Raw genomic sequence first — 19304 nt, forward strand, 5'->3', positions numbered from 1 at the left:
GCCACCTCCCTCAGGCGCGCGATGCCGTAGCGGGCACTCTCGCGGCACTCTCAAACCAGCCTCAGTGCCGGGCCGTGTCCCCTAAATATCCCCTAAACGATCACTAGGGAACCTGCTGGTCATCCCTGGGAAACGCACAAGCCCCCTCCGATGGGTGGAGGCTTGTGCGGTGCCGGGTGTCCGACTAGGCGGCCACCACAACTGTCGGTCCCGGCCCGCCACACTGGCCTCATGGCGGTCCGCTACGGAGTCCAGGCTGATACATAGCGAGTGCCGCCAGGCGCTAGAACTCCTGTGCGCGCGGCTCGGGTTGGCGCCCGCGCTGCTTCCCCGCCTCCTGGCAGACGACCGGTGGATGGCGCGCGCCGTTCCCAAGCCGAAAGCCCCGGTCCATGATGACCGGGGCTTTGACGGGCCGTCAGGGATGGCTCAACCGCGTGTCGAACGACTGCGTGTCAGGTCGCGATCATGTCGGCAGAAAGTAGACCGAGCGCAGGCACCGCTGGATTGGAAGGAGGCGCGGTGCCGGACCGGTTGGCGCGCAATCGCCACTGACTGCCTCACTCCAATACCGTCACGGCAGCGCCCCCGACAACTGAACCTTGCCGGGGGCGCACTGATGTCGAGGCCCACGCTCAGGCGTCGTTCCAGCCCGCCCTGGGGATGCTCGCCCAAGTGATGGGAGGGTCGCTCCCGGCAGTTGAGAGGACCGGGTTCTTCGTCGTCACCAGTGACGAGGTAGCAGTCGTAGGCGTGTTCTGTGAACTGCTGCCACGTGTGGCGGATGCTGCTCTCGTCGATGATGTAGGGGTACTCGACGCGGTGTTCGGGAGAGATCGCCTAGGGCGTTTCTGATGGCTCTTGCCTGGTCGGTTGGATCACGTGGTCGACGGGGCAGCAGCCTCGTATGGTGCGGCGACATGAGCTGACTGATGCGCAGTGGCACGAGATCGAGCATCTGCTGCCCGCCAACGGCAGGCCCGGTGGGCAGTGGGCGGATCACCGTACGGTGATCGATGGGGTGTTGTTCCGGGCGAGGACGGGGTGCCGTGGCCGGATCTGCCCGAGCGGTATGGGCTCTGGCAGACCGTCTATGAGCGGCATCGCCGCTGGTCGGCCGATGGCACCTGGCAGGCGATCCTTGAGGAGCTGCAGATCGAGGCCGATGCCGGCGACCCGGATGGTCAACTCACCCGTGAGCTTGAGCGCGAGGAGTGGGCGGTGAACATCGACGCCACTTCCTGCCGGGCTCACCAGCATGCCGCCGGGGCACCCAAGCGGGAGGCGGCCGACTTCCCGCGAAAGGGGGCGGGACACGCGAGGAGGCGGATGGGCGTGAGGCGCTGGGGCGCTCGCGGGGCAGACTGACCAGCAAGCTCCATCTGCTGGCCGACGACCGGGCCCGCCCGTTGACCTGGCAGACCTCTCCCGGACAACGTGGTGACAGCCCTATGTTCCAACCAGTGCTCGAGGGGCTGCGACTGCGCAGGCGCGGGCCGGGACGGCCGCGCACCCGGCCGGATCGGGTACGTGGCGACAAGACATCCCACGCGGACAAGAGTCAAGCCGCAGCGGCGGAACCGCCGTCGCCGCGGCCGGGCCGGGGGCCGCCCCCCGGCCTTCGACAAGGCCCAGTACCGGCGCCGCAGCGCGGCCGAACGGTGCGTGAACAAGTAGAAGCAGTACCGCGCGGTGGCCACCCGCTTCGACAAGCGCGACTACATCTTCAACGACACCCTCACCGTCGCAGCGATCCACATCTGCCTCAAGGACACCGTCCAAGAGCCACCAGAAACGCCCTAGTCGTGGGCTGTCTTGCAATAGTAGTCGTGGCTGTTCTTGTACAGGCACACACGAGCGGTGACGGCGAAGACATTATTTGCCCAGCCGCTGCCATAGCTCTTGGTGTGGCCCTTGCCAGCAACGTAGCCACTTTCAATATCGGCGATCCTGCCTGATCCGCAGACGCGTCCGCGGAGGTAGACGATGACGCTGTAGCCGTCGGCCCGCGTGTCGGAGACGTTGCCGTCGATGTGCGCGTTGTAGCAGCCGTGTCCGATGGATGTGTAGGTGACGGAGCCGATGGTGTTCCCGCCGTGGTGACTGTCAGTGGTCTGGATGTTGTAGTACCACTGGGCGGCGGAGGCGGGCGCGCCTGCGAGGGCGACTAGGGCGGCGGCTGAGGGCAGTACGACGAGGCCATATTTGGCGCGTCGGCCCAGTTTCGGTGTTTTCACGATTCCCCCTTGCGGGCCGAGGGGTTCGACCCTGTTGGTCGCTTTGAAGGCTGGCAGGGGATCAGGGCATGGCACATACAGCAGGGGGTTGACATCCGGGGTAAACCCTGGCGGTAGCACCGGGCGTGGGCGCTGTGGTGTTCAGCCGAGGCACTCGGCAGCGTGCAGGCGGACAGGTATACGCCTGCGGAGGGCTCTCCTTCACTCCTCGCGGAGATTTGAGGGGAGCTTAGTTTCGGGAGTGATGATTGCCTGCTTCAGTTGCTCCTGAGTGAGGTTGAGACATTTCTCAAGATTCGCCCCGGCTAGATTCGCTCCGTCAAGATTGGCTCCCGTAAGGTTCACGCCGCTAAGGTCCAAGTCAACCATGTAAGCATCGGTGAGGTTCGCACGCGCGAGGGACACATGAGCCAAGTTCGTCTCAATTAGGTTCACTTCACTGAGATTTGCCTCTTCCAGGTTTGCCTCTTCCAGGTCGGCGTGGTAGAAGTCCACACCCGCCAGATTGGCTCGGCTCAGGTCGGCCTGATATATGGCACCGAGCATCATTTGCACGCCCGCAAGGTTGGCCCCGCGCAGATTCAAATATGGCTCGTCGTCTGGAGCGGGCCTCTCAAGGAGCACGGCCATCGCCGCCTTGACATCCTCTGATGCCTCCTCGCTCCCGTGGCGGTCACGCCATGGCTTTTCGGTCCTTACAAAAGCGCACAGCACCTCAATGCAGGTTGCTCGGTCTTTCTCTGAGTCGCGCATGATGCGCCCCAAGGCGTAGATGCCGCCGAGGCGTTCGGTCAGGTTCGCCGATCCGAGGAGTTTGATTGCTTCGACGTAGCGTTCGGTGACTTGTCCTTCGCGGGTCAGCTCGGCCTGCTCGCGATCTTTCTCACGGGTATGCTCGAAGAGCTTTTCGGTCTGGCGGTGACTCTTGTGCGTGTACCAGAGGCCGACTCCTGCGATGGCGCCGGCCGCGATGGCGACGAGCATGGTGCGGAAGCCGGTGACGATGATCCCTGCGGAGGACGTCAACTCGCCTTGCTTGTCGCGGAGGTGGTGGCCTTCGATGATCCAGGGGCCCCAGATGAGAGCGGACACGAACAGGACCGCGGCGGCGGCCCCGCCCGCCCACATCAGCTTGCGCTTCAACTCCGGCTTCATGCCGCGCATCATCGCCCGGCAGGCGGCGGTGGGTGCAGTGAACGGGGAGGTTCAGAGCAGGAGTTGAGGTTGCCCCGCTGCGGCTTGGCCCCGGTGGGAGAGAGTCGGCCAGTCTGGGGCTGGTTTCAGGAGTTGCCGGGCTCGTTGTGTCGCTAGGATTCCCGGGTTGTGATCTTTGTTCTCGGGGGGTGTGGTTGAGGTTGAGGTGGAAGCCGGGGGCCGTCGTCACGCTCGTTGTAGCGGCTGCGGCGGTGAGTTGCAGTCAGGAGTCAGCTCCCGCGAAACGTCCCGCGGCGAAGGCTCCGTCGTCGCCTGTTGGGCAAGACCGTGTGTTGGGGATGCGCGAGGCTAAGGCTGTCCTGCCGGGTGCTTCCGACGTTCCGCGGGGCTGGAAGAAGTCCGGCAGCCATAGCTATGGGCGCCTTCCCGACAATCCGCAGCTTGCCAGCACTTCTCAGGGGTTTCGGGCGTCGGACCTTGAGGGCTACGTCGGCTTCGGCGTCCATACGTACAAGGACCGGAAGGACGCGACGTCCGAGCTTGCTGACTTCCGGAAGAAATCCAAACCGTCACAGCGGGTGCCGGTACGCATTGCTTCCTCTGACGAGGCGTATGCCGTTCTCTCCTGTTTTCAGCAACCACCCAGCTGCGGCACCATGGTTCTCATTCGCGTGGGCAGCGTCTGGGGGTATGTGAACCTCAACGTGGACACTGACCGCCCGACGGACCCGAAGGTTCTCAACTCTGCTGCCCGTGGGCTCGTCGAGCGCATACGTCAGGCTCAGCGCGGCGAGAGGCCGACTGCCAAGATCTCTTGAGCTGCCACGAATGTCTGCCGGTGACTGCTGTCGGCTGAGTGCGCCTGGTAGCGCCGCCCGGCTGGCCAGGGCTTTGCCATGTGCCCTGTCAGCCGTTCGGGCCGCTGCAGCAATATCACGACGATGCACCGGCTCACTGAGCGTCTTTCAACATCGCGTTGAGGCGCGGTGGAGAGCGAGAACGGATGGGCTTGAAGAGCAGCCCCTACGAGACGCCACGAGCCGGGGCCGAGTGTCGGCCGCCGGACTTTGACCTCGCGACCAAAGAGGCAGAGACGCTCACGAGGATGATGCCGACAAGGGAGCCAAGAGTGTTGAAGAGTACGTCATCGATATCCACAACGCGTCCGGCGTTCATGACGAACTGAACCATTTCGATGAACATGCTCAAGCAGAAGCAACCGAAGAGTGTCCTCACGATTGACGGTCTGCGCACTGCGCTATGCCAGAACATAGCTAGCGGAACGAACATCGCAGCATTGGCGATCGACAGTGCCAGGATCATACGCCGCTCTTCTGGGAACAGGTCGGCACTGCCTGCACCAATGAGGCCATCGCCAGGAATCAGCCAGACGTGCCGTGTTCCAGACCCGATGGGCTCGGTGGGGGCAATCGTCGCCGCTAGAACGACCAGCAAGCATACAACGAAAATTCCCTGGGAAACCTTTTGTTTCCTGTATGGGTCTGCTCTTCCCCATACAGCGAATATGACTGAGGCGATAGCGGAAGCCGCGATGAACAAGGAGACCGTAAGTGGGTTAACGTAAAGAACAATCTGCCACACGGTCTTTCCCTGTTCGGTAGATAGAGGCAACTTCGAGGGGGCACGGCGCGATGCGGCTACTAGAGTAGCCGCATCGCGCACTATGGGAAAATAACTAGCAGCGCCACTTGGTGACGTACTTGTGGCCCGAGTGCTTCATCATGCCACGGATGCAGCCCTCATCACCCATGAGCACATACTTCTTGGCACGTGCGATACTGTTCTTCGTCTTCTTGTTGCCGAGCCAGTGGCCTTCGACGATCTTATTTCGACGTTCAAGCTTGATCTCGTATCCAAGATTGACCGTGATTTCGCCACCCTTGAACCGATAATAGCTAATCGTGTACGTACCCTTATTGGGCACGGGACCCTTGATGCACAGTTGCCCGTTACTCAGGTCGCCGCAGCCCTGCGTGGTTGCGCTTGCAGATGGCGCCATCACAAGGCTCGCGATCAGTATGGAAACAATGGCGCCAACTGCGCCAATAACCCGCTTCATTAAGCTAATCTCTCGAAATCTCTAGGTCGTGCATGAAGAGACCAAAGCGGCAGGATTCGAGAAATAGGGTCTTTGCGGCGCATGCGAAACCACCCCTATTTACCCCCCCCCGCGCGATATCGGGCATGGCCAGTGCGCGACATTCCGATTGAGCTTGGTCAGGGCTCAGCCGGTGTGGCGATCACGTTACGCGGCGGATGATCATGCGTCAAAGAGCGGCATGCACTAAGCATTTAACCTAAGGCGTGAAATAGAAGACATATATCAGAATGCCATAGGAAACCAGGCAAATCGGGCCTCTGTGTTCATGCGGGCGGCTTCGCGAGCCAGGGCGGACGGGCCTGCGGGCAGGCGGACGGGACTGCCCAGCGAGCCAGGGGACGGGCTGCCGGAGGTCGGATAGCCGTACACGACAACGCCCCTGCCCGGTGTCGGGGCGGGGGCGTTCGGGTGGTTGGGGTCCTGTTACCACCAGTTGCTGCAGGATCCGTTCCTGCAGGCCCTCATCTTGAAGACTTTCGCCTGCGTGTAGCTCCCGCTCTTCGCGAGGCTCCCTATGATCTCTAGGTCGCGCATGCCTTCGACCTTCACGCCGGAGAAGCTGCTGCTCCATTTCCAGGTGCCGTAGTAGGCGCCGTGTCCGTCGGCGTTCCAGGTTTTGCAGACGTTGACGAGGGCTCCTCCTGGGGCCGTCCAAAGTTTCGTACAGGCGCTGGCTGCGGAGGCTTCCGGCGCGATGGCGATGGCGCCAGCGAATAGGGCGGCGGCTCCTGCGGCGGAGGCTATCGACCGGGTTAGTGCGGTGCGCATGCTGTTCCCCCCTGATGCTCTGCTGGGTTCGCGGTCGCACGAGAACCTAGAGCGGCTGGGGTTGTGGGGCGTACAACATGCGTTTGATGTATGCCGTCAACTTTCGCGGTAGCCGGGGTCAACCATGGCCGTAGCCGCTTCAGGCTTCGAAGTAGGCGATGGTGATGATGGTTCGCCTGATCGTCATGGTGTAGATGATCCGGACGTTGGTTCCGGGGGCGCGGTACTCCCACATGGGCCCGCCGTGTTCGAGCGTGAGGCGGGTGACGCCGATGGTGGGGTCTGCTGCGATGGCGGAGAGGGCGCGGTCGACGGCGATCTCTTCGGCGGGGGTGAAGTCGTCCGCCTGTCTGGCGGCGGTGGGGCCGAGGATGATGCGGGCTCCGGGCCTGCGGTGCTGGGGCGCCATGCCGCCCGATTATGCCGCGCTGCCGCTTACGTCGATGCCGTGTTTGGCATAGAGCTCGACGCGGAGGTCTTCCCAGTCTGTGGTGGGGGTGCTGCCGTCGCGGATGCTTTCCCAGTGGGCGGCGAGTTCCTCGTTGCCGGACTCGCGGGCGGTGGTGATGGTCTCGTCGAGGTCGGCGAGCTCTTCGCTGGTCCACTGCGGCGCGCTCATCGCGGTCTCCCTGCCTGTCATGGCCTAGGCCACCACGGTAGCGGACTTACTCAGGCTGGGCTGTCCTGTTCGCAATGGCCCGTGACCGATCGGCCTCGGCCCGGGTTGGCCTTGGCATGGATGACCTGACTGGCCTGCATTCCACCGCCGGTATCGCCGTGTCGGACGAGTCCGACGAGCTGCTCCCTCTGCTGACGCTCACCGAGGCGCAGGACGTGGTGGAGGTCCTGGCGCGGGTGGCGGTCGGCGAGCGCGCGGATGCGGTGTGGGCGGGCGAGCTCGCGCCGGAGCTCGCCGCCAGGGTGCCGTCGCGGGGTTGAGCAGCAGGTCACGCTACGTACGGGCGCCGCTCCCACAGGTCAGCGATGAGATCCAGGCCCTTGGCCGTCACGTAGGCGACAGGGAACATCCAGCCGTTCCTCGTCTCCGTCTTCACGACGAACAACCCCGAGTCCTGGTGCGGCTTGCGAGGAAGGTTCCGGGCGCCTCCGGACTGCGAAGTCGACCTCCGGAAAATGTTGATCTCGACGAGCCAGGAAGTCAGCACGCGCACATCCACATTGAACAGGTCGGCCATCTCGCGCATGCCGATCAGCCCGTCGGCCGCGAGGAAGCGGTCCCACTTTCCGGCCTTCGGGGCGAGGATCTTGTTGGCCGCTTCCAGGGCTTCCTTGGCTTCGAGAAAGGCGACGAGTTCGCGTGCCATCTCCAGCCTCGATGGCTCCCGGCGGATGACGGTGCGCTTCGAGACGTACTCGTATAGCGCATCGGCGAGTTCGACCTGGGCGAGCTCTATGCTCCTGCGGGTGTTCTCGTCGGCGATACGGCTGGTGGTGATGTTGGCCAGCCACATCGGGACGATGCGCTCGTGGATGAGGAACTGCGGACGGCGCTGGATGTCGCCCGGGACCTGGACCTCCATTACGGAGGTCTTGCCTCGCGACCAAGACTTCCGCAGGATCGCCTTGCGCTGCGGCTCGGGGTCGAGCGTGAGGTTGCGGCAGAGCTGTCCGAAGACAGCCCAGTTGCCGTCCTGGTTGGACACGATGGTGACCGGGTCGCCGTGGAAGTCGAACGATCCGATCTCGAATCGGTCCCCGGGTTGTCTCCTGGCACGGGCAGGTTAGTGTGGAACTGATCCAAGGGTCTTCCCCTTGATCCGTAGCTCTCGGCGGACTAGACCTCCGCGCGAGGGCTGATTTTTGTCCCGGATCCGATCGACATATGCGGATCGGTTAACCCGGCAGTCTACGCTCCGTCACTGACAAACGCGGGGTATGCCTGGGCCAACGCGCGGACACAGCACGGGTGTTGGTCTTGAGCTAGGCCGCGCTCCGCTCGGCCAGCGGGAGCTTCAAGACCTCGGCCCCGTACTGGGTGCTGCACCGGTTGCAGCGCGCGCCGGCCGCCGCCGGGGTGACCTTGAGGACGCCCGCGCAGCCCGGCGTCGAGCAGCACACCGCGAAGCGGATCGGCTCCTGCTCGTCCGGGAGCAGCCAGCGCGCCCGCCCGACAAGCCGCCGCAGCTCATGAGCGAACTCCCGCACCGCAGGGTGCTCGTCGCAGATGACGGTGAGGTTCAGCCGCAGCAGCTCGGCGTACCCGTCGACGGCGGCCTGGACGTTCCCGTACCGGTGCAGCGGCCAGTCCTCTCGCTCGCACAGATCGGCGGCCCATGAGGCGAGCACCCCTTCGATGCCACCGGAGCCCCGCAGGTCGAGGGCAGCAGCGTTGCGCGGGAGCGGCGCGGCGCGGGTGGCGGTCCGTCCGTCGCCGCCGTGCCGTCCGGGCTGCAGGACGTCCTCCAAGTTCCGGTACAGGCGGGGCAGTTCGGTGAGGTGCTCGTTGATGCGTTCGCGGCAGCCGCGGTGTACGCGATCGCGGGCGGACCGGGCGTAGACGGCGCACGGCGAGGTCTGCGGGTCGGCGTCGAGCATGGTGTTCTCCTTGCTGGCGGTGCGGGTCAGGCGAGGGTGGCGGCGATCAGTGCGGCGACGGTGAGGCAGCCGGTCCCGGCGAGGAGGAGGTGCACGGCGTGGCGGATACCGCGCATCTTGCGGGCGCAGAGCCGAGACAGGCGGCACAGCCGTTCGGCCCGCTGGTCCACCGCGAGGTGCTCCAGGACCTGCTCGGGGGTGCAGGTTGCCCAGCGGGGCCAGCCGGCAGGCGCGCCGCCGCTGGTGTTGGGGCGAACGACGAGCAACAGCGTCACGATCGCCGCGAGGAACGCCGCAACACCAGCCCCGCCGATGACCTGCGAGGCGACGGGTAGCTGGTAGTCCCTGACCGCGGCCGCGACGACGGCAAGTCCCGCGCCCGCCAGGCCGATCAGCAGGGCCGCCTTCTGGTCGGCGCGGGCTATCTCGGTGGAGACGTGCGCGAGGTCGGCGTCGAGGGCTAGGTCGGTGCGGTCGGTCACACGTCCTCCTCGTACCGGCGCTCAGTCCAGTGCTTCGCGTCGTCGGCCTTGCATGCGGCGACGGACGGCCCGTCGTGGCCAGGCTGCAGTTCCCGCAGGTGGTGGTCAACGAAGAACAGGGCGACGGCGAGCCCGGCGGCGAGCCCGTTGTGCGGGTTGATCAACGGTTCAGGGTCAGGCTCCCATTCCGCGTCGGCGCGGCGGTTCTTGGCCTGCTCGGCGGACAGCTGGCCGCGGAGGCGGGTCAGGACGGCCATGGCGTCGGGCGGCTGGTTGGTCATGCTGCGTTCTCCTTCTGCCGGTCGAGGGCTGTGGCGTCGAGGATGTCGAGGGTCGGGCACGGGCAGGTCGTCGCGGGGCCACGCCGACGGGTGCCGTCCCATCGGGAGCACTCGCGGCAGATCTGGATGCCGTCTTGCTGCACCGGGGCGTGCAGTTCGGTGAGGTGTCGGCGCATGGTGTTGAGCCGGGTGAACGCGTTGGTGCGGGAGTTCGCGACGAAGGCGAACCGGTTGATGCCGTCTCGCAGCCGCGCTACCTCGTCCGGGGTGAGCCGCCCTCGGCTGGCCCGGTCCCCAATGATCCGCAGCTGCGCGACCGTCGGAGGGCGCCGGATCACGCTGCCTCCGTCGGGTCGATCTCGGGGTGGGTGAACCGGACGGGTTTGCCCAACTCCCGCGCATAGGCGATCTCCGCGCGAGTGCTGTCGCCGACGTAGTCGCCGACGACTAGCACCTCGTCAGCCAGCCGGATCTTCGCCCGGTGCAGGTCGTCGAGCCGCACCTTCAGCGCCTCGGCTTCGACCGGATCAACCCACAGTTCGTGCGGCTGCTTCATGTTGCAGCCCGGCTTGACGACGATCCTTCCGGCCACGGTCTCGCGGACCTCCGCCTCGACCATCTCCGCCATGAACCGCGTACTGCCACAGATCACAACGATGTTCGGGATGCCCAGCCGCTCTTTCACATCGGCCAGGCGCGTCAGAGCGAGAGTTCGGTCGCTGGTCACGTACTACTCCTTCGGGTCGAGTTGGGGTCGTTCAAGGTCTGGTCGGGGTGGGCGGCGACGCGAGGACCGAGGGGCCGCAAGAAACCCTAGGAGGGTCTGGGTCAAGCGAGCGTCCCAGAACGGCGTTGAGGGCCGCAGAACGGTACTCAGGCGGTCACGCGGGGAATCGGGGGCGTGGTTCAACGTGCGGCATCACGCGGCCTCGCCCCTGTGCTCGTCGGGCAGGTCGGCGCCGCAGTAGAAGCCGATCGACAGCATCGGATAGCCATCCGCACTGACATGCTCCTCGACGACCTTCCACACGGCGGTCGCCTTGCAGGCGGGGCGTCCGTCCTGCTGCCGGTGGAAGTTGGTGGTGCACGCCTCCGGGGTCGGCGCCTGGCCCATCGACCAGCCGGTCGCACGGTGGAACACGCGGACCTCAGGGACTGCATCGATCTCCGGCTCCTCCTCGTCGGCGTCGGGCGCGCAGTCGGCCTGGACGTCGGGCGGGTCGCCGGCCTTGATGCCGCAGGCGCAGCACTCCAGGAAGTCGCCGCTCCCGCCGGTAGCCGGGTCGAACCAGCTGGCGCGGGGTATCGGAGTCGCGCGCCGCACGCCGGGCAGCGGCGCACCCTGGCGTGCTCGACCCAGGTAGTGCGGGCGCAGCCGGAGCAGCAGGTCAGCCAGGAGTTGCGCTGCCGGGTGGATGTCCATCGGATGAAGCCGCCGTGATTGCGGACGAGCTTCGCCTTCGCCGCAGGAGGCCAGTGGCGGTAGGTCTCTTCCGCCCACGGGTCTATCGGCACCGGCCGGTGACCGATGATGACCATTTCGCCGCCAGGCCAGGTGCATGCGCAGGAGAAGGGATCGCAGTCGCAGGCGTGCCGGTACAAGAAGCCGGATGGCACGTGGGGCAGCCAGCCCGGCTTCCCCACCAAGACGACCACGGAGAACTGGGGCGACGAGCAGGAAGCCGCAATCCGCGCCGGCCGGTGAGTCGATCCGGACCTGATGCGCAAGCCCTTCGGCCCGTGGGCGCGCGAGTGGATGGCAGTCCAGTCAACGCGCGGGCGCACGGCCATGAACCGGTGGGAGCGGTTGGAAGCCCACATCCGCCCCAAGTGGGAGCACACCCCGCTGATCGCGTTCAACTGGTTCGAGGTGGAGACGTGGGCGCGCACCCTCACCTGTGCGCACAGCACCACTCGGGACACAGTCAGCCTGATCTCTCGCATCCTGACGGGCGCGGTGGACGCACAGCATCTGGCCGTCAACCCGCTCTACAGGCGGCACCTGACCGGGCTGGCGCCACAGAAGGCGGGCAAGCGGAAGACTGACCACGAGGGCATGTGGGCTCCGCCGGATGTGGTGCTGCGACTCGACCGGCGCATGGGTCCGGTCGGTGTACACAAGGAGGTTGGGGCGTTCGCGCAGTACTTCGTGCGCGACGAGAATGGCAAGCGCCGTGCGCACAGGGCGTTCGAGCCGCCGAAGAACCCTCAGAGCGCGCGGGACATAGACGTGCCGCCGTTCCTGGCGGAGCTGCTGACGCAGCACCTGTCGGACTGGCCCCACGACTATGTGTTGACCTCCCCCGAGGGCAAGATGTGGTGGCGCAGCGCGTGGTGCGACAAGCTGCGTAAGGCGGCCGACGGGCGGCAGCCGCATCCGAATGCGCGTGGGGCTGCCAAGGTCGATCCATGGGAGCCGATCATGCCGGGGCTGACGATCCGGGATCTGCGGCACACGCATGACACGTATCAGGCGGAGACGGCGTCAGTCCGGTGCCGGCTTACGAGCAGGCGGGGCACAAGTACCCTGGTATCAAGGGCACGTACCAGCATCCGACGCCGGAGATGCGGCGGCACCGGCTTGACGGTCTGCAGCGGCTGTACGAGCGGGAATGGCGAGCCTGGGGTGCAAGACCATCTGGGAGAGTTGATCTCCTAAATGTCCCCTAGATGACCAGTTGTCGATCACCCGGGATCACCCGGGATCACCGGCCGAGGCTCCCGCCGCAGGTCAGAAGCATTTCCCCTCCTCCTGGGACCCGTTGTTGGTGCCCTGCTACTGGGAGAACCACGAGCGCGGCATGTCCCCGCAGAAGCTCCGCGACGTGCCCGCCTGGCGCGACAGCGACGCCTACACGCCCCAGGAGCGGGACGTCATGGAGTACGCGGAGGCGATGTCCGCGACGCCGCCCACCGTGGACGACGACCTGGCCGGCCGCCTGCTGTCCGCGCTGGGCGAGGCCGCGTTCGTGGAGCTCACCGAGATGATCGCGGTGGAGAACCTCCGCTCGCGCACGAACGCGGCGCTCGGTCTGACGTCGCAGGGATTCAAGGACTCCTGCGACATCCAGCGCCCGCAGACGACCAAGTGAGGCCCGGCAAGGCCGAGTACGCCCGAGTAGCCGAGCAGGGCCGAGTAGGGCGAAGCGAAGGAGGGCCAACTGGCGCCGCCCGGGCGGCGTGTCAGAGCACGGCGAGCCGGTCCACCAGCAACTTCACCCGCTGCTCGGCGTACTCGGGCGGCAGCCTTCCCTCCCGGGTCAGGGTGGCGACGCCGTGCAGGCACGCCCAGAACACCTCCGTGAACAACTCTGGTGCGAGGTCGTCCCCGGCGACCTCGCCCAGGGTCTCCAGGAGTGAGGCGAAGGCGTCCTTCAGCGGCGCCGGGGTTTCCTCCTGCGCGAAGGCGAGGCCGCCGTCGAGCTGGAACAGGGCGTCGTAGACCGCCGGGTTGGCCGCGGCGAAGTCGAGGTAGGCGCGGGCCAGCGCGGTGACCCGCTCGCGCGGATCCTTGACCGCGGAGGTCGCGGCCCGCACCGCCACGGCCATCTCGGACGCGCCTTGGAGGGCGACGGCTCCGATGATCTCCCGCTTGCCGCGGAAGTGGCTGTAGAGGACGGGCTGGCTGTACTCGATGCGTTCGGCAAGCCGGCGGGTGGTGACGGCGTCCCAGCCCTGCTGCTCGGCGAGTTCGCGGGCCGTGGCCACGATGAGGCGTTCACGCTCCGCCCGCTCGCGCTGCTTTCGTTCCTGTACCGACATGTTTCTACCCTAGCACCGCTAGACAAGCGAGCGGCAGTAGTACTAGCGTTGCCTCACAAGCTAGCAACGCTAGGAACTGGAGGGGTCGTCATGCTCAACGCACTCGAGGTCGTCACCACCGTGGTCGTCGGCGTGATGGTGGGGGTGGAATGCGCCGTCCCCTTCTTCATCAACCCGATCATCAACGCCCTCCCCGAGGACAGCGGCCAACTCGCCCGCGCCCACAGCGGCCGCCTCGGCGGCGCCGTCATGCCGTTCTGGTACATCGGCTCCCTCGTCCTCGTCGCGATCTGGGCCGTCGCCGACCGCCACCACGACGGCACCGGCCTCGTGATCGCCGCCGGCGCGCTCCTGATCGTCAGCGTGCTCCTGTCGGTCCTGGTGCTCGTCCCGATCAACAACCGGGTCAAGGCGTGGACCCCCGAGAACCGGCCCGCCGACTGGAAAGAGCAGATGAACCGCTGGGACCGCTGGCACTACGTCCGCGTCGCCGTCATCGTCGCCGCCTTCACCTCCCTGGTCGCCGCCCTCGCCTGAACCGCCACGGTCGCGAGCGCGAGCAGCGCCACGCCCCCGCCGTACGTCATGACCGCCGCCTCCGAGGTGCGGTCGAGGACGGCACCGCCCGCGAGGGCGCCGAGCGAGAAGGTCGCCTGGAAGGCGGCGGTGAACAGGACGGACGCCGCCTCCGGGGACCGCGGCGCGGCGGCGGCGAAGCAGCGCTGCGAGACGACCGGCACGGCGCCGTAGGCGATGCCCCACACGACGAGCAGCGCCACGGCACCCGCTTGCGCGTGCCCCGCAACGGGCAGCGCGAGGGTCACCGCCGCGATGCCGCCCGCCGCGGCCGCGGCCGTGCCCCGCGGCCACCGCGCCACGGCCGCGCCCCCTGCGAAGTTGCCGAGGACCCCGGCCACCCCGTAGACCAGCAGGAACACGGTGATCCGCCCGGGCCCGACGCCGGTGACCCGCTCCAGGAACGGCGTCACGTACGTGTACGTCCCGAAGTGCGCGAGCACCAGCAGGAACGTGAGCGCCAGCGCGTACCGCGTACGAGCGCCCCTCAACAGCCCGCGCAGCACCCGCAGCCGGGTGCCGCCCCGGGGCGGCAGCGGCGGCACGACGGCCGACATGAGCGCGAGCACCGCCATGGTGAGAACTCCCAGCACCACGAAGGCCGTTCGCCAGCCCGCGAGATCTCCGACGAGGGTCCCCGCGGGCACACCGAGCACCGAGCCGAGCGGCACCGCCGAGAAGATCACCGCGGTGGCGCGGCCCACCGACCGCTCGGGCACGAACCGTTCGGCGAGACCGGCCGCGATCGACCAGAAGCCCCCGATGACGACGCCGACCACGACCCGGGACACCAGTACCAGCCAGAAGCCGGGCGCGGCCGCCGCGAGCAGGTCCGCGAGGGCGAGCAGGGCCATGAACCCGCAGAGCATCCGCCGCCGGTCGACCCGGGCCGTCGCGGCCGTGAGCAGCGGTGCGCAGGCCGCGGCGAGCAGCCCCGGCAGGGTCATCATGAGCCCGGCCGTGCCGTCGGAGACCGTGAAGTCGCCGCCGATGGAGGTGAGCAGCCCGATCGGCAGGATCTCGGCGGTGACGATGACGAAGATCCCGAGGGTCACGGAGCCGACGGCGGCCCAACCGCCCTTACGGGTAAGGCCGTTCGGCGACGCCGCGGCCGGTGCGAGAGTGGGTGTGCGCAACATGCGCCCACTCCAGCACCGCCACGGCGCCCGATCCGGCAGGAATGCGACGACGTAGTCCCGGGACCGGCAGAAATGCGACGCCCTCACCCCCACCGGCCCCGCACAATCAACTCCCATGAGACCAGCGCCCGATGAAGTCCTGCACTTCTCCGAGGACCCCACCATCACGGTGTTCCACCCCCACGTCGCCGCGACGGCCCGCCAGTCCGAGCCCTATGTGTGGGCGGTCGACGCCGAGCAGGCCCCCGCGTACTGGTTTCCCCGGCAGTGCCCGCGCGCCCTGGCCTGGGTGGGGCCGGGCACCAGCGACGAGGACCGGCGGACCGTTCTGGGCGCGGGCCGCGAGCGGCGGGTGCACGCCGTCGAGTACGCCTGGGCCGAGCGGTTCCTGACCGCCCGCCTGTACGCGTACCGGCTGCCCGCCGCCGCGTTCGAGCCGTTCGGCGCCCCCACCCCGAACGCCTGGGTGGCCACGGGGAGCGTCACACCGCTCGGCCCGCCCGAGCCGGTGACCGGGCTGCTCGGCCTGCACGCGGCCGCGGGCATCCAACTGCGGTTCGTCACCGACCTGTGGGAGTTCTGGGACGCCGTCACCCGCAGCACCCTCGAGTTCAGCGGCATCCGCCTGCGCAACGCCGCTCCCGCGCGGTGACCGCGCCGGTCAGCGCAGCTCGTACACCGCCGTGACCGTCACCTGGTCCTCGATCTCGCCGGGCGCGACCGGCACGCTCTCCTTGTCGAAGGCGATCGCGGGGACCGGCACCGGGCGGGGGCGGCCGCCGTCGGTCTCATCGAGGGAGACGAGGGGGCCGAGCTTCTTGCCGGTCAGGCGCGCGTACTGGCGGGCCTTCTCGTGGGCGTCGTCGTGCGCGGCCTCGCGGGCGGCGCTGCGCAGCTTCTCCGGGTGGGCGAGGTCGAAGGTGATGGAGCTGATGCGGCCCGCGTCGCCGGTCGCGTCCATCGCGGACTGCAGCACCGCGCCGGTCTTGGCGAGGTCCCGCACCTTGATGGAGAAGCCCTGCGCGGCCTGGTAACCGGTGAGCTTGGACTGGCCGTTGGTCTCCTGATAGACGGCGGTCAGGGCGAGGCTCTCGGTGCGCACGTCCCGCTCGGCGACGCCCGCCTTGCGGACGGCGGTCAGGAGTGCGTCGGCCGCGGAGTTCTGGGCGGCGAGGGCCTGCTTCGCGGTGGGCCTGGTGACCTCGACGCCCGCGGTGACCACCGCGAGGTCGGGCGCGGCGCTCGCGGCACCCGTGCCGGTGACCGTCACGGTCGCGGGCCGCGGGGCGGACGCCGTGGCGAGCGGGGCCGCGGAGGCGGTGGCGGGGGCCGCGAGCGCCGGGGTGCCGATGGCGGTGACGGCGAGGGCGAGCGCGAGGGCGCTGACGGGGCGGGCGGGCAGCTGGGGCAGCACGGGCATGAGAGCGGGTCCTTCCGTTTCCGCCGCCCTCCGAGGGGGCGGTCCGCGGTCATCCCAGCACCGCCCGCCGACCCGCACGCGCGCGTGCCACCGCGCCACTCCGCCCTGTCACCTCACCGGTCGATTCACCGGGCGCCCCGTAAAGCGGTCCGCGGCAGACCACCATGGACAGCCCTCTCCCCTACGGGAGTTCGCGCGCCGTCTTCCCAAACCGGCCCGTCCATGACGTACTCGTGCCGACACGGAGAACGGAGTCACGGTTGTCCCGCTACCAGACCACCCACCGCGAGAGCCTCCTCGACCCGGCCGCCTTCTGGGGCCGCGCCGCCGAGGCCGTCGACTGGTACGAGCCCCCGCGGCAGGTCCTGGATCCGGCCGCACCCGCCGCGCCCCGCTGGTTCGCGGGCGGCGAGCTGAACACCTGTCACAACGCCCTGGACCGGCACGTCCTGGCCGGGCACGGCGACCGGACGGCGCTCATCCACGACAGCCCCGTCACCGGCACGGTCACCCGCCGCACGTACGCCGAACTGCTCGACGAGGTGGCGCGGACGGCCGGGATGCTCACCGCGCTGGGCGTCGGCAAGGGCGACACCGTCGTGATCTATCTGCCGATGGTGCCGGAGGCGGTCGTGGCGATGCTGGCGTGCGCGCGCGTCGGCGCCGTGCACTCGGTGGTGTTCGGGGGCTTCGCCGCGCCCGAGCTCGCCGCGCGCATCGACCACGCCCGGCCGACCGTGGTGCTCTCCACGTCCTGCGGCATCGAGGCCAGCCGCGTCCTCGCGTACAAGCCGCTCCTCGACCGCGCCCTGGACCTCGCCGAGCACCGCCCCGACGCCTGCGTGATCCTGCAACGACCGCAGGCGGAGGCCGAGTTGCTGCCGGGCCGCGACCTGGACTGGCAGCGCGCGCTGAGCACCTCGCCGGGCGTCGCGTGCGTGCCGGTGGCCGCCACCGACCCGCTGTACGTCCTCTACACCTCCGGCACGACCGGCGCCCCCAAGGGCGTGGTCCGCGACAACGGCGGGCACGCGGTGGCGCTGCGCTGGACCATGGAGCACATCTACGACGCCCGGCCCGGCGAGGTGTTCTGGACCGCGTCCGACGTGGGCTGGGTCGTCGGCCACTCGTACATCGTGTACGCGCCGCTGCTCGCGGGCTGCACCACGCTCCTGTACGAGGGCAAGCCCGTGGGCACCCCCGACGCGGGCGCGTTCTGGCGGGTGGTCGAGGAGCACCGGGTGCGCACCCTGTTCACCGCGCCCACCGCACTGCGGGCCATCAAGCGGGAGGACCCCAAGGGCGGACTGGCCGCGCGCCACGACCTGTCGTCGCTGCGCGCCCTGTTCCTGGCCGGGGAGCGCCTGGACCCGGACACCTACCACTGGGCGCGCGGCCTCCTTGACGTCCCGGTGGTCGACCACTGGTGGCAGACCGAGACGGGCTGGCCGATCGTGGCCAACCCCCTCGGCATCGAGCGCCTCCCGGACCGCCCCGGCTCACCGGGGGTGCCCATGCCCGGCTGGGACCTGCGCGCGCTCGACGACGACGGCCGCCCCTGCCCGCCCGGCACGGACGGCACCCTCGCGCTGAAGCTGCCGCTGCCCCCGGGCGCCCTCACCACCCTGTACCGCGACGACGCCCGCTTCGCCGCCTCCTACCTGGAGCGCTTCCCCGGCCACTACCTCACCGGCGACGGCGGCCGGATCGACGAGGACGGGCACGTCTTTGTGATGGGCCGCCTCGACGACGTCATCAACGTCGCCGGGCACCGCCTCTCGACCGGCGCCATGGAGGAGGCCCTCGCCGACCACCCGGACGTCGCGGAGTGCGCGGTGGTGGGCGTCGCGGACCCGCTCAAGGGCGAACTCCCGCTGGGTCTGGTGGTGTTGCGCCAGGGCGCGGACCGGCCGCCCGCCGACGTCGAGGCCGAACTCCGCTCCCTCGTGCGCGAGCGCATCGGCGCGGTGGCGACGCCCAGCCGGGTGCTCCCGGTGGCCCGCCTGCCCAAGACCCGCTCGGGCAAGATCCTCCGCGCCACGGTCCGGGCGATCGCCGACGGCAGGGAGTTCACGGTCCCGGCCACCATCGAGGACCCGGCCGTGCTCACGGAGATCCGTGACGCGCTGCGGGTCCTCACGGTCACGCAGGACTGACGCTCGGGCGGCTCCGGGGGTGCGCCGCTCAGGCGCGCTCCAGGAGTGCGCCCGCCAACTCCCGTACGGAACGGGTGAACCGCCGCGGCTCCTCCGCCGTCGCGACGTGCCGCACGAGGTCGCCGTCGAAGAGCGCGAGCAGCGCGTGGGCCGCGAACTCCCCGTCGAGTCCCGGGCGTTCCTCGGCCAGCAGCGCGCCGAGGTGGCGGTGCCAGAACCGATAGCTGGGGTCGGCGAACTTGTCCTCGGCGCAGGCCCGTTCATGGGCGGACAGGAGCAGGGCGTTGCCCTCGGCGATGGCGCACAGCTCGTCGAGGAAGACGAAGAGCCGCTCGCGCGCGGGAGCGCCGGGGCCGAGCGGCGGCGGGCCGCCGGTGACCGCTTCGCGCAGCGCCCGCGAGCGCTCTTCGAGGAGCGCCTGCAGCAGCCCGGCACGGCTCCCGAAGCGCCGGAACACGGTGCCCTTGCCGACCCCGGCGAGCGCGGCGACCCGGTCGAGCGAGACATGGTCGCCGCCGCCCTCGGCGAGCAACTGCTCGGTGGCGCGCAGCACCGACTCCCGGTTCCGCACGGCGTCGGCCCGCTCCCCGCGCCGCTCACTCGCCACAACTTCCCCTTCCAAACGGTCCGTTGGTCCGGTTACTGTAGCG

At 68.5% G+C, this 19304-nt stretch carries 26 protein-coding genes and 1 pseudogene; 9 read left to right on the forward strand and 18 right to left on the reverse strand.

Going from position 1 to position 19304, the window contains the following annotated elements:
- Nucleotides 1-907 precede the first annotated feature (907 nt).
- A pseudogene (locus ACQB60_RS06135) lies at nt 908-1803 on the forward strand (IS5 family transposase).
- On the opposite strand, the gene ACQB60_RS06140 reads toward ACQB60_RS06135, so the two are convergent.
- Nucleotides 1800-2237: a hypothetical protein gene (locus tag ACQB60_RS06140; protein WP_496924795.1), complete on the reverse strand. Its 438-nt coding sequence runs from the start codon at nt 2235-2237 to the stop codon at nt 1800-1802. The pseudogene ACQB60_RS06135 and the gene ACQB60_RS06140 overlap by 4 nt on opposite strands.
- Nucleotides 2238-2438: 201 nt before the next feature.
- A complete protein-coding gene (locus ACQB60_RS06145; protein ID WP_496924796.1) occupies nt 2439-3392 on the reverse strand; it encodes a pentapeptide repeat-containing protein in 954 nt (317 codons plus the stop codon).
- Nucleotides 3393-3730: 338 nt separating this feature from the next.
- On the opposite strand from ACQB60_RS06145, the gene ACQB60_RS06150 reads away from it, so the two are divergent.
- A complete protein-coding gene (locus ACQB60_RS06150; RefSeq protein WP_496924797.1) occupies nt 3731-4210 on the forward strand; it encodes a hypothetical protein in 480 nt (159 codons plus the stop codon).
- A gap of 205 nt (nt 4211-4415) precedes the next feature.
- Here ACQB60_RS06150 and ACQB60_RS06155 read toward each other — a convergent pair whose 3' ends face one another.
- The 5 genes from ACQB60_RS06155 to ACQB60_RS06175 all read right to left on the reverse strand — a co-directional run bounded on the left by ACQB60_RS06155 (nt 4416) and on the right by ACQB60_RS06175 (nt 6922).
- Nucleotides 4416-4847 carry a VanZ family protein gene (locus tag ACQB60_RS06155; RefSeq protein WP_496924798.1) on the reverse strand — a complete coding sequence of 144 codons (432 nt, stop codon included), beginning with the start codon at nt 4845-4847 and terminating at the stop codon, nt 4416-4418.
- Nucleotides 4848-5088: 241 nt separating this feature from the next.
- Nucleotides 5089-5472: a hypothetical protein gene (locus ACQB60_RS06160; protein WP_496924799.1), complete on the reverse strand. Its 384-nt coding sequence runs from the start codon at nt 5470-5472 to the stop codon at nt 5089-5091.
- Nucleotides 5473-5937: 465 nt separating this feature from the next.
- On the reverse strand, nt 5938-6282 hold the full coding sequence (locus ACQB60_RS06165) for a hypothetical protein (protein ID WP_496924800.1): 345 nt from the start codon (nt 6280-6282) through the stop codon (nt 5938-5940).
- A gap of 139 nt (nt 6283-6421) precedes the next feature.
- Nucleotides 6422-6691, reverse strand: a complete 270-nt coding sequence (locus ACQB60_RS06170) for a hypothetical protein (RefSeq protein ID WP_496924801.1) — start codon at nt 6689-6691, stop codon at nt 6422-6424.
- A 9-nt stretch (nt 6692-6700) separates the two neighbouring features.
- The gene (locus ACQB60_RS06175) at nt 6701-6922 is read right to left on the reverse strand and encodes a hypothetical protein (protein WP_496924802.1); all 222 of its coding nucleotides are present in this window, start codon (nt 6920-6922) and stop codon (nt 6701-6703) included.
- A gap of 95 nt (nt 6923-7017) precedes the next feature.
- On the opposite strand from ACQB60_RS06175, the gene ACQB60_RS06180 reads away from it, so the two are divergent.
- Nucleotides 7018-7221 (forward strand): hypothetical protein, encoded by a 204-nt coding sequence (locus ACQB60_RS06180; protein WP_496924803.1) that lies wholly within the window; start codon nt 7018-7020, stop codon nt 7219-7221.
- A gap of 8 nt (nt 7222-7229) precedes the next feature.
- Here the strand turns inward: ACQB60_RS06180 and ACQB60_RS06185 are convergent, their stop codons facing one another.
- The 7 genes from ACQB60_RS06185 to ACQB60_RS06215 form a co-directional block, all read right to left on the reverse strand.
- On the reverse strand, nt 7230-7985 hold the full coding sequence (locus tag ACQB60_RS06185; RefSeq protein WP_496925614.1) for a phage antirepressor KilAC domain-containing protein: 756 nt from the start codon (nt 7983-7985) through the stop codon (nt 7230-7232).
- 238 nt (nt 7986-8223) lie between these two features.
- On the reverse strand, nt 8224-8838 hold the full coding sequence (locus tag ACQB60_RS06190; RefSeq protein ID WP_496924804.1) for a hypothetical protein: 615 nt from the start codon (nt 8836-8838) through the stop codon (nt 8224-8226).
- A gap of 26 nt (nt 8839-8864) precedes the next feature.
- Nucleotides 8865-9320 carry a Pycsar system effector family protein gene (locus ACQB60_RS06195; RefSeq protein ID WP_496924805.1) on the reverse strand — a complete coding sequence of 152 codons (456 nt, stop codon included), beginning with the start codon at nt 9318-9320 and terminating at the stop codon, nt 8865-8867.
- Entirely contained in the window at nt 9317-9601 is a 285-nt protein-coding gene (locus ACQB60_RS06200; protein ID WP_496924806.1) for a hypothetical protein, read from the reverse strand. Before ACQB60_RS06200 ends, ACQB60_RS06195 begins: the two co-directional genes overlap by 4 nt.
- The gene (locus tag ACQB60_RS06205) at nt 9598-9939 is read right to left on the reverse strand and encodes a hypothetical protein (RefSeq protein WP_496924807.1); all 342 of its coding nucleotides are present in this window, start codon (nt 9937-9939) and stop codon (nt 9598-9600) included. The genes ACQB60_RS06200 and ACQB60_RS06205 overlap by 4 nt, the downstream gene beginning before the upstream one ends.
- A complete protein-coding gene (locus ACQB60_RS06210) occupies nt 9936-10328 on the reverse strand; it encodes a hypothetical protein (protein WP_496924808.1) in 393 nt (130 codons plus the stop codon). Before ACQB60_RS06210 ends, ACQB60_RS06205 begins: the two co-directional genes overlap by 4 nt.
- Nucleotides 10329-10520: 192 nt before the next feature.
- Nucleotides 10521-11024, reverse strand: coding sequence for a hypothetical protein (locus tag ACQB60_RS06215; protein ID WP_496924809.1), 504 nt, complete (start codon nt 11022-11024; stop codon nt 10521-10523).
- A gap of 108 nt (nt 11025-11132) precedes the next feature.
- Here ACQB60_RS06215 and ACQB60_RS06220 point away from each other — a divergent pair, with 108 nt between their 5' ends.
- The 3 genes from ACQB60_RS06220 to ACQB60_RS06230 all read left to right on the forward strand — a co-directional run bounded on the left by ACQB60_RS06220 (nt 11133) and on the right by ACQB60_RS06230 (nt 12693).
- Entirely contained in the window at nt 11133-11306 is a 174-nt protein-coding gene (locus tag ACQB60_RS06220; protein WP_496924810.1) for a hypothetical protein, read from the forward strand.
- 15 nt (nt 11307-11321) lie between these two features.
- Complete coding sequence (locus ACQB60_RS06225) at nt 11322-12260, forward strand: site-specific integrase (RefSeq protein ID WP_496924811.1); 939 nt, start codon at nt 11322-11324, stop codon at nt 12258-12260.
- 142 nt (nt 12261-12402) lie between these two features.
- Complete coding sequence (locus tag ACQB60_RS06230; RefSeq protein ID WP_496924812.1) at nt 12403-12693, forward strand: carboxymuconolactone decarboxylase family protein; 291 nt, start codon at nt 12403-12405, stop codon at nt 12691-12693.
- 91 nt (nt 12694-12784) lie between these two features.
- On the opposite strand, the gene ACQB60_RS06235 is transcribed toward ACQB60_RS06230, so the two are convergent.
- Nucleotides 12785-13363, reverse strand: coding sequence for a TetR/AcrR family transcriptional regulator (locus tag ACQB60_RS06235; protein ID WP_496924813.1), 579 nt, complete (start codon nt 13361-13363; stop codon nt 12785-12787).
- 90 nt (nt 13364-13453) lie between these two features.
- Between ACQB60_RS06235 and ACQB60_RS06240 the strand changes: the two genes are divergently transcribed.
- Nucleotides 13454-13900, forward strand: coding sequence for an anthrone oxygenase family protein (locus ACQB60_RS06240; protein WP_496924814.1), 447 nt, complete (start codon nt 13454-13456; stop codon nt 13898-13900).
- Here the strand turns inward: ACQB60_RS06240 and ACQB60_RS06245 are convergent.
- Nucleotides 13840-15075, reverse strand: a complete 1236-nt coding sequence (locus tag ACQB60_RS06245; RefSeq protein WP_496925615.1) for an MFS transporter — start codon at nt 15073-15075, stop codon at nt 13840-13842. The two genes, ACQB60_RS06240 and ACQB60_RS06245, sit on opposite strands and share 61 nt — an antisense overlap.
- A gap of 118 nt (nt 15076-15193) precedes the next feature.
- Between ACQB60_RS06245 and ACQB60_RS06250 the strand changes: the two genes are divergently transcribed.
- Complete coding sequence (locus ACQB60_RS06250; RefSeq protein ID WP_496924815.1) at nt 15194-15730, forward strand: DUF6886 family protein; 537 nt, start codon at nt 15194-15196, stop codon at nt 15728-15730.
- Between the two features lie 9 nt (nt 15731-15739).
- Here the strand turns inward: ACQB60_RS06250 and ACQB60_RS06255 are convergent, their stop codons facing one another.
- Nucleotides 15740-16498 (reverse strand): SIMPL domain-containing protein, encoded by a 759-nt coding sequence (locus ACQB60_RS06255; RefSeq protein WP_496924816.1) that lies wholly within the window; start codon nt 16496-16498, stop codon nt 15740-15742.
- 260 nt (nt 16499-16758) lie between these two features.
- Here ACQB60_RS06255 and ACQB60_RS06260 point away from each other — a divergent pair, with 260 nt between their 5' ends.
- Complete coding sequence (locus ACQB60_RS06260; protein WP_496924817.1) at nt 16759-18654, forward strand: propionyl-CoA synthetase; 1896 nt, start codon at nt 16759-16761, stop codon at nt 18652-18654.
- 28 nt (nt 18655-18682) lie between these two features.
- Here the strand turns inward: ACQB60_RS06260 and ACQB60_RS06265 are convergent, their stop codons facing one another.
- The gene (locus tag ACQB60_RS06265; RefSeq protein ID WP_496924818.1) at nt 18683-19261 is read right to left on the reverse strand and encodes a TetR/AcrR family transcriptional regulator; all 579 of its coding nucleotides are present in this window, start codon (nt 19259-19261) and stop codon (nt 18683-18685) included.
- Nucleotides 19262-19304 lie beyond the last annotated feature (43 nt).

The sequence above is a fragment of the Streptomyces odontotermitis genome (genome assembly GCF_050510915.1).
Taxonomy (GTDB): domain Bacteria; phylum Actinomycetota; class Actinomycetes; order Streptomycetales; family Streptomycetaceae; genus Streptomyces.

What these genes read in the sequence shown, in the direction of transcription:
- ACQB60_RS06215 (WP_496924809.1), bottom strand. Translation starts at nt 11,024, where the DNA reads ATGGACATCCACCCGGCAGCGCAACTCCTGGCTGACCTGCTGCTCCGG.
- ACQB60_RS06175 (WP_496924802.1), bottom strand. Translation starts at nt 6,922, where the DNA reads ATGACAGGCAGGGAGACCGCGATGAGCGCGCCGCAGTGGACCAGCGAA.
- ACQB60_RS06165 (WP_496924800.1), bottom strand. Translation starts at nt 6,282, where the DNA reads ATGCGCACCGCACTAACCCGGTCGATAGCCTCCGCCGCAGGAGCCGCC.
- ACQB60_RS06150 (WP_496924797.1), top strand. Translation starts at nt 3,731, where the DNA reads ATGCGCGAGGCTAAGGCTGTCCTGCCGGGTGCTTCCGACGTTCCGCGG.
- ACQB60_RS06170 (WP_496924801.1), bottom strand. Translation starts at nt 6,691, where the DNA reads ATGGCGCCCCAGCACCGCAGGCCCGGAGCCCGCATCATCCTCGGCCCC.
- ACQB60_RS06160 (WP_496924799.1), bottom strand. Translation starts at nt 5,472, where the DNA reads ATGAAGCGGGTTATTGGCGCAGTTGGCGCCATTGTTTCCATACTGATC.
- ACQB60_RS06145 (WP_496924796.1), bottom strand. Translation starts at nt 3,392, where the DNA reads ATGAAGCCGGAGTTGAAGCGCAAGCTGATGTGGGCGGGCGGGGCCGCC.
- ACQB60_RS06235 (WP_496924813.1), bottom strand. Translation starts at nt 13,363, where the DNA reads ATGTCGGTACAGGAACGAAAGCAGCGCGAGCGGGCGGAGCGTGAACGC.
- ACQB60_RS06230 (WP_496924812.1), top strand. Translation starts at nt 12,403, where the DNA reads ATGTCCCCGCAGAAGCTCCGCGACGTGCCCGCCTGGCGCGACAGCGAC.
- ACQB60_RS06180 (WP_496924803.1), top strand. Translation starts at nt 7,018, where the DNA reads ATGGATGACCTGACTGGCCTGCATTCCACCGCCGGTATCGCCGTGTCG.
- ACQB60_RS06240 (WP_496924814.1), top strand. Translation starts at nt 13,454, where the DNA reads ATGCTCAACGCACTCGAGGTCGTCACCACCGTGGTCGTCGGCGTGATG.
- ACQB60_RS06225 (WP_496924811.1), top strand. Translation starts at nt 11,322, where the DNA reads ATGCGCAAGCCCTTCGGCCCGTGGGCGCGCGAGTGGATGGCAGTCCAG.
- ACQB60_RS06190 (WP_496924804.1), bottom strand. Translation starts at nt 8,838, where the DNA reads ATGCTCGACGCCGACCCGCAGACCTCGCCGTGCGCCGTCTACGCCCGG.
- ACQB60_RS06255 (WP_496924816.1), bottom strand. Translation starts at nt 16,498, where the DNA reads ATGCCCGTGCTGCCCCAGCTGCCCGCCCGCCCCGTCAGCGCCCTCGCG.
- ACQB60_RS06250 (WP_496924815.1), top strand. Translation starts at nt 15,194, where the DNA reads ATGAGACCAGCGCCCGATGAAGTCCTGCACTTCTCCGAGGACCCCACC.
- ACQB60_RS06220 (WP_496924810.1), top strand. Translation starts at nt 11,133, where the DNA reads ATGACCATTTCGCCGCCAGGCCAGGTGCATGCGCAGGAGAAGGGATCG.
- ACQB60_RS06200 (WP_496924806.1), bottom strand. Translation starts at nt 9,601, where the DNA reads ATGACCAACCAGCCGCCCGACGCCATGGCCGTCCTGACCCGCCTCCGC.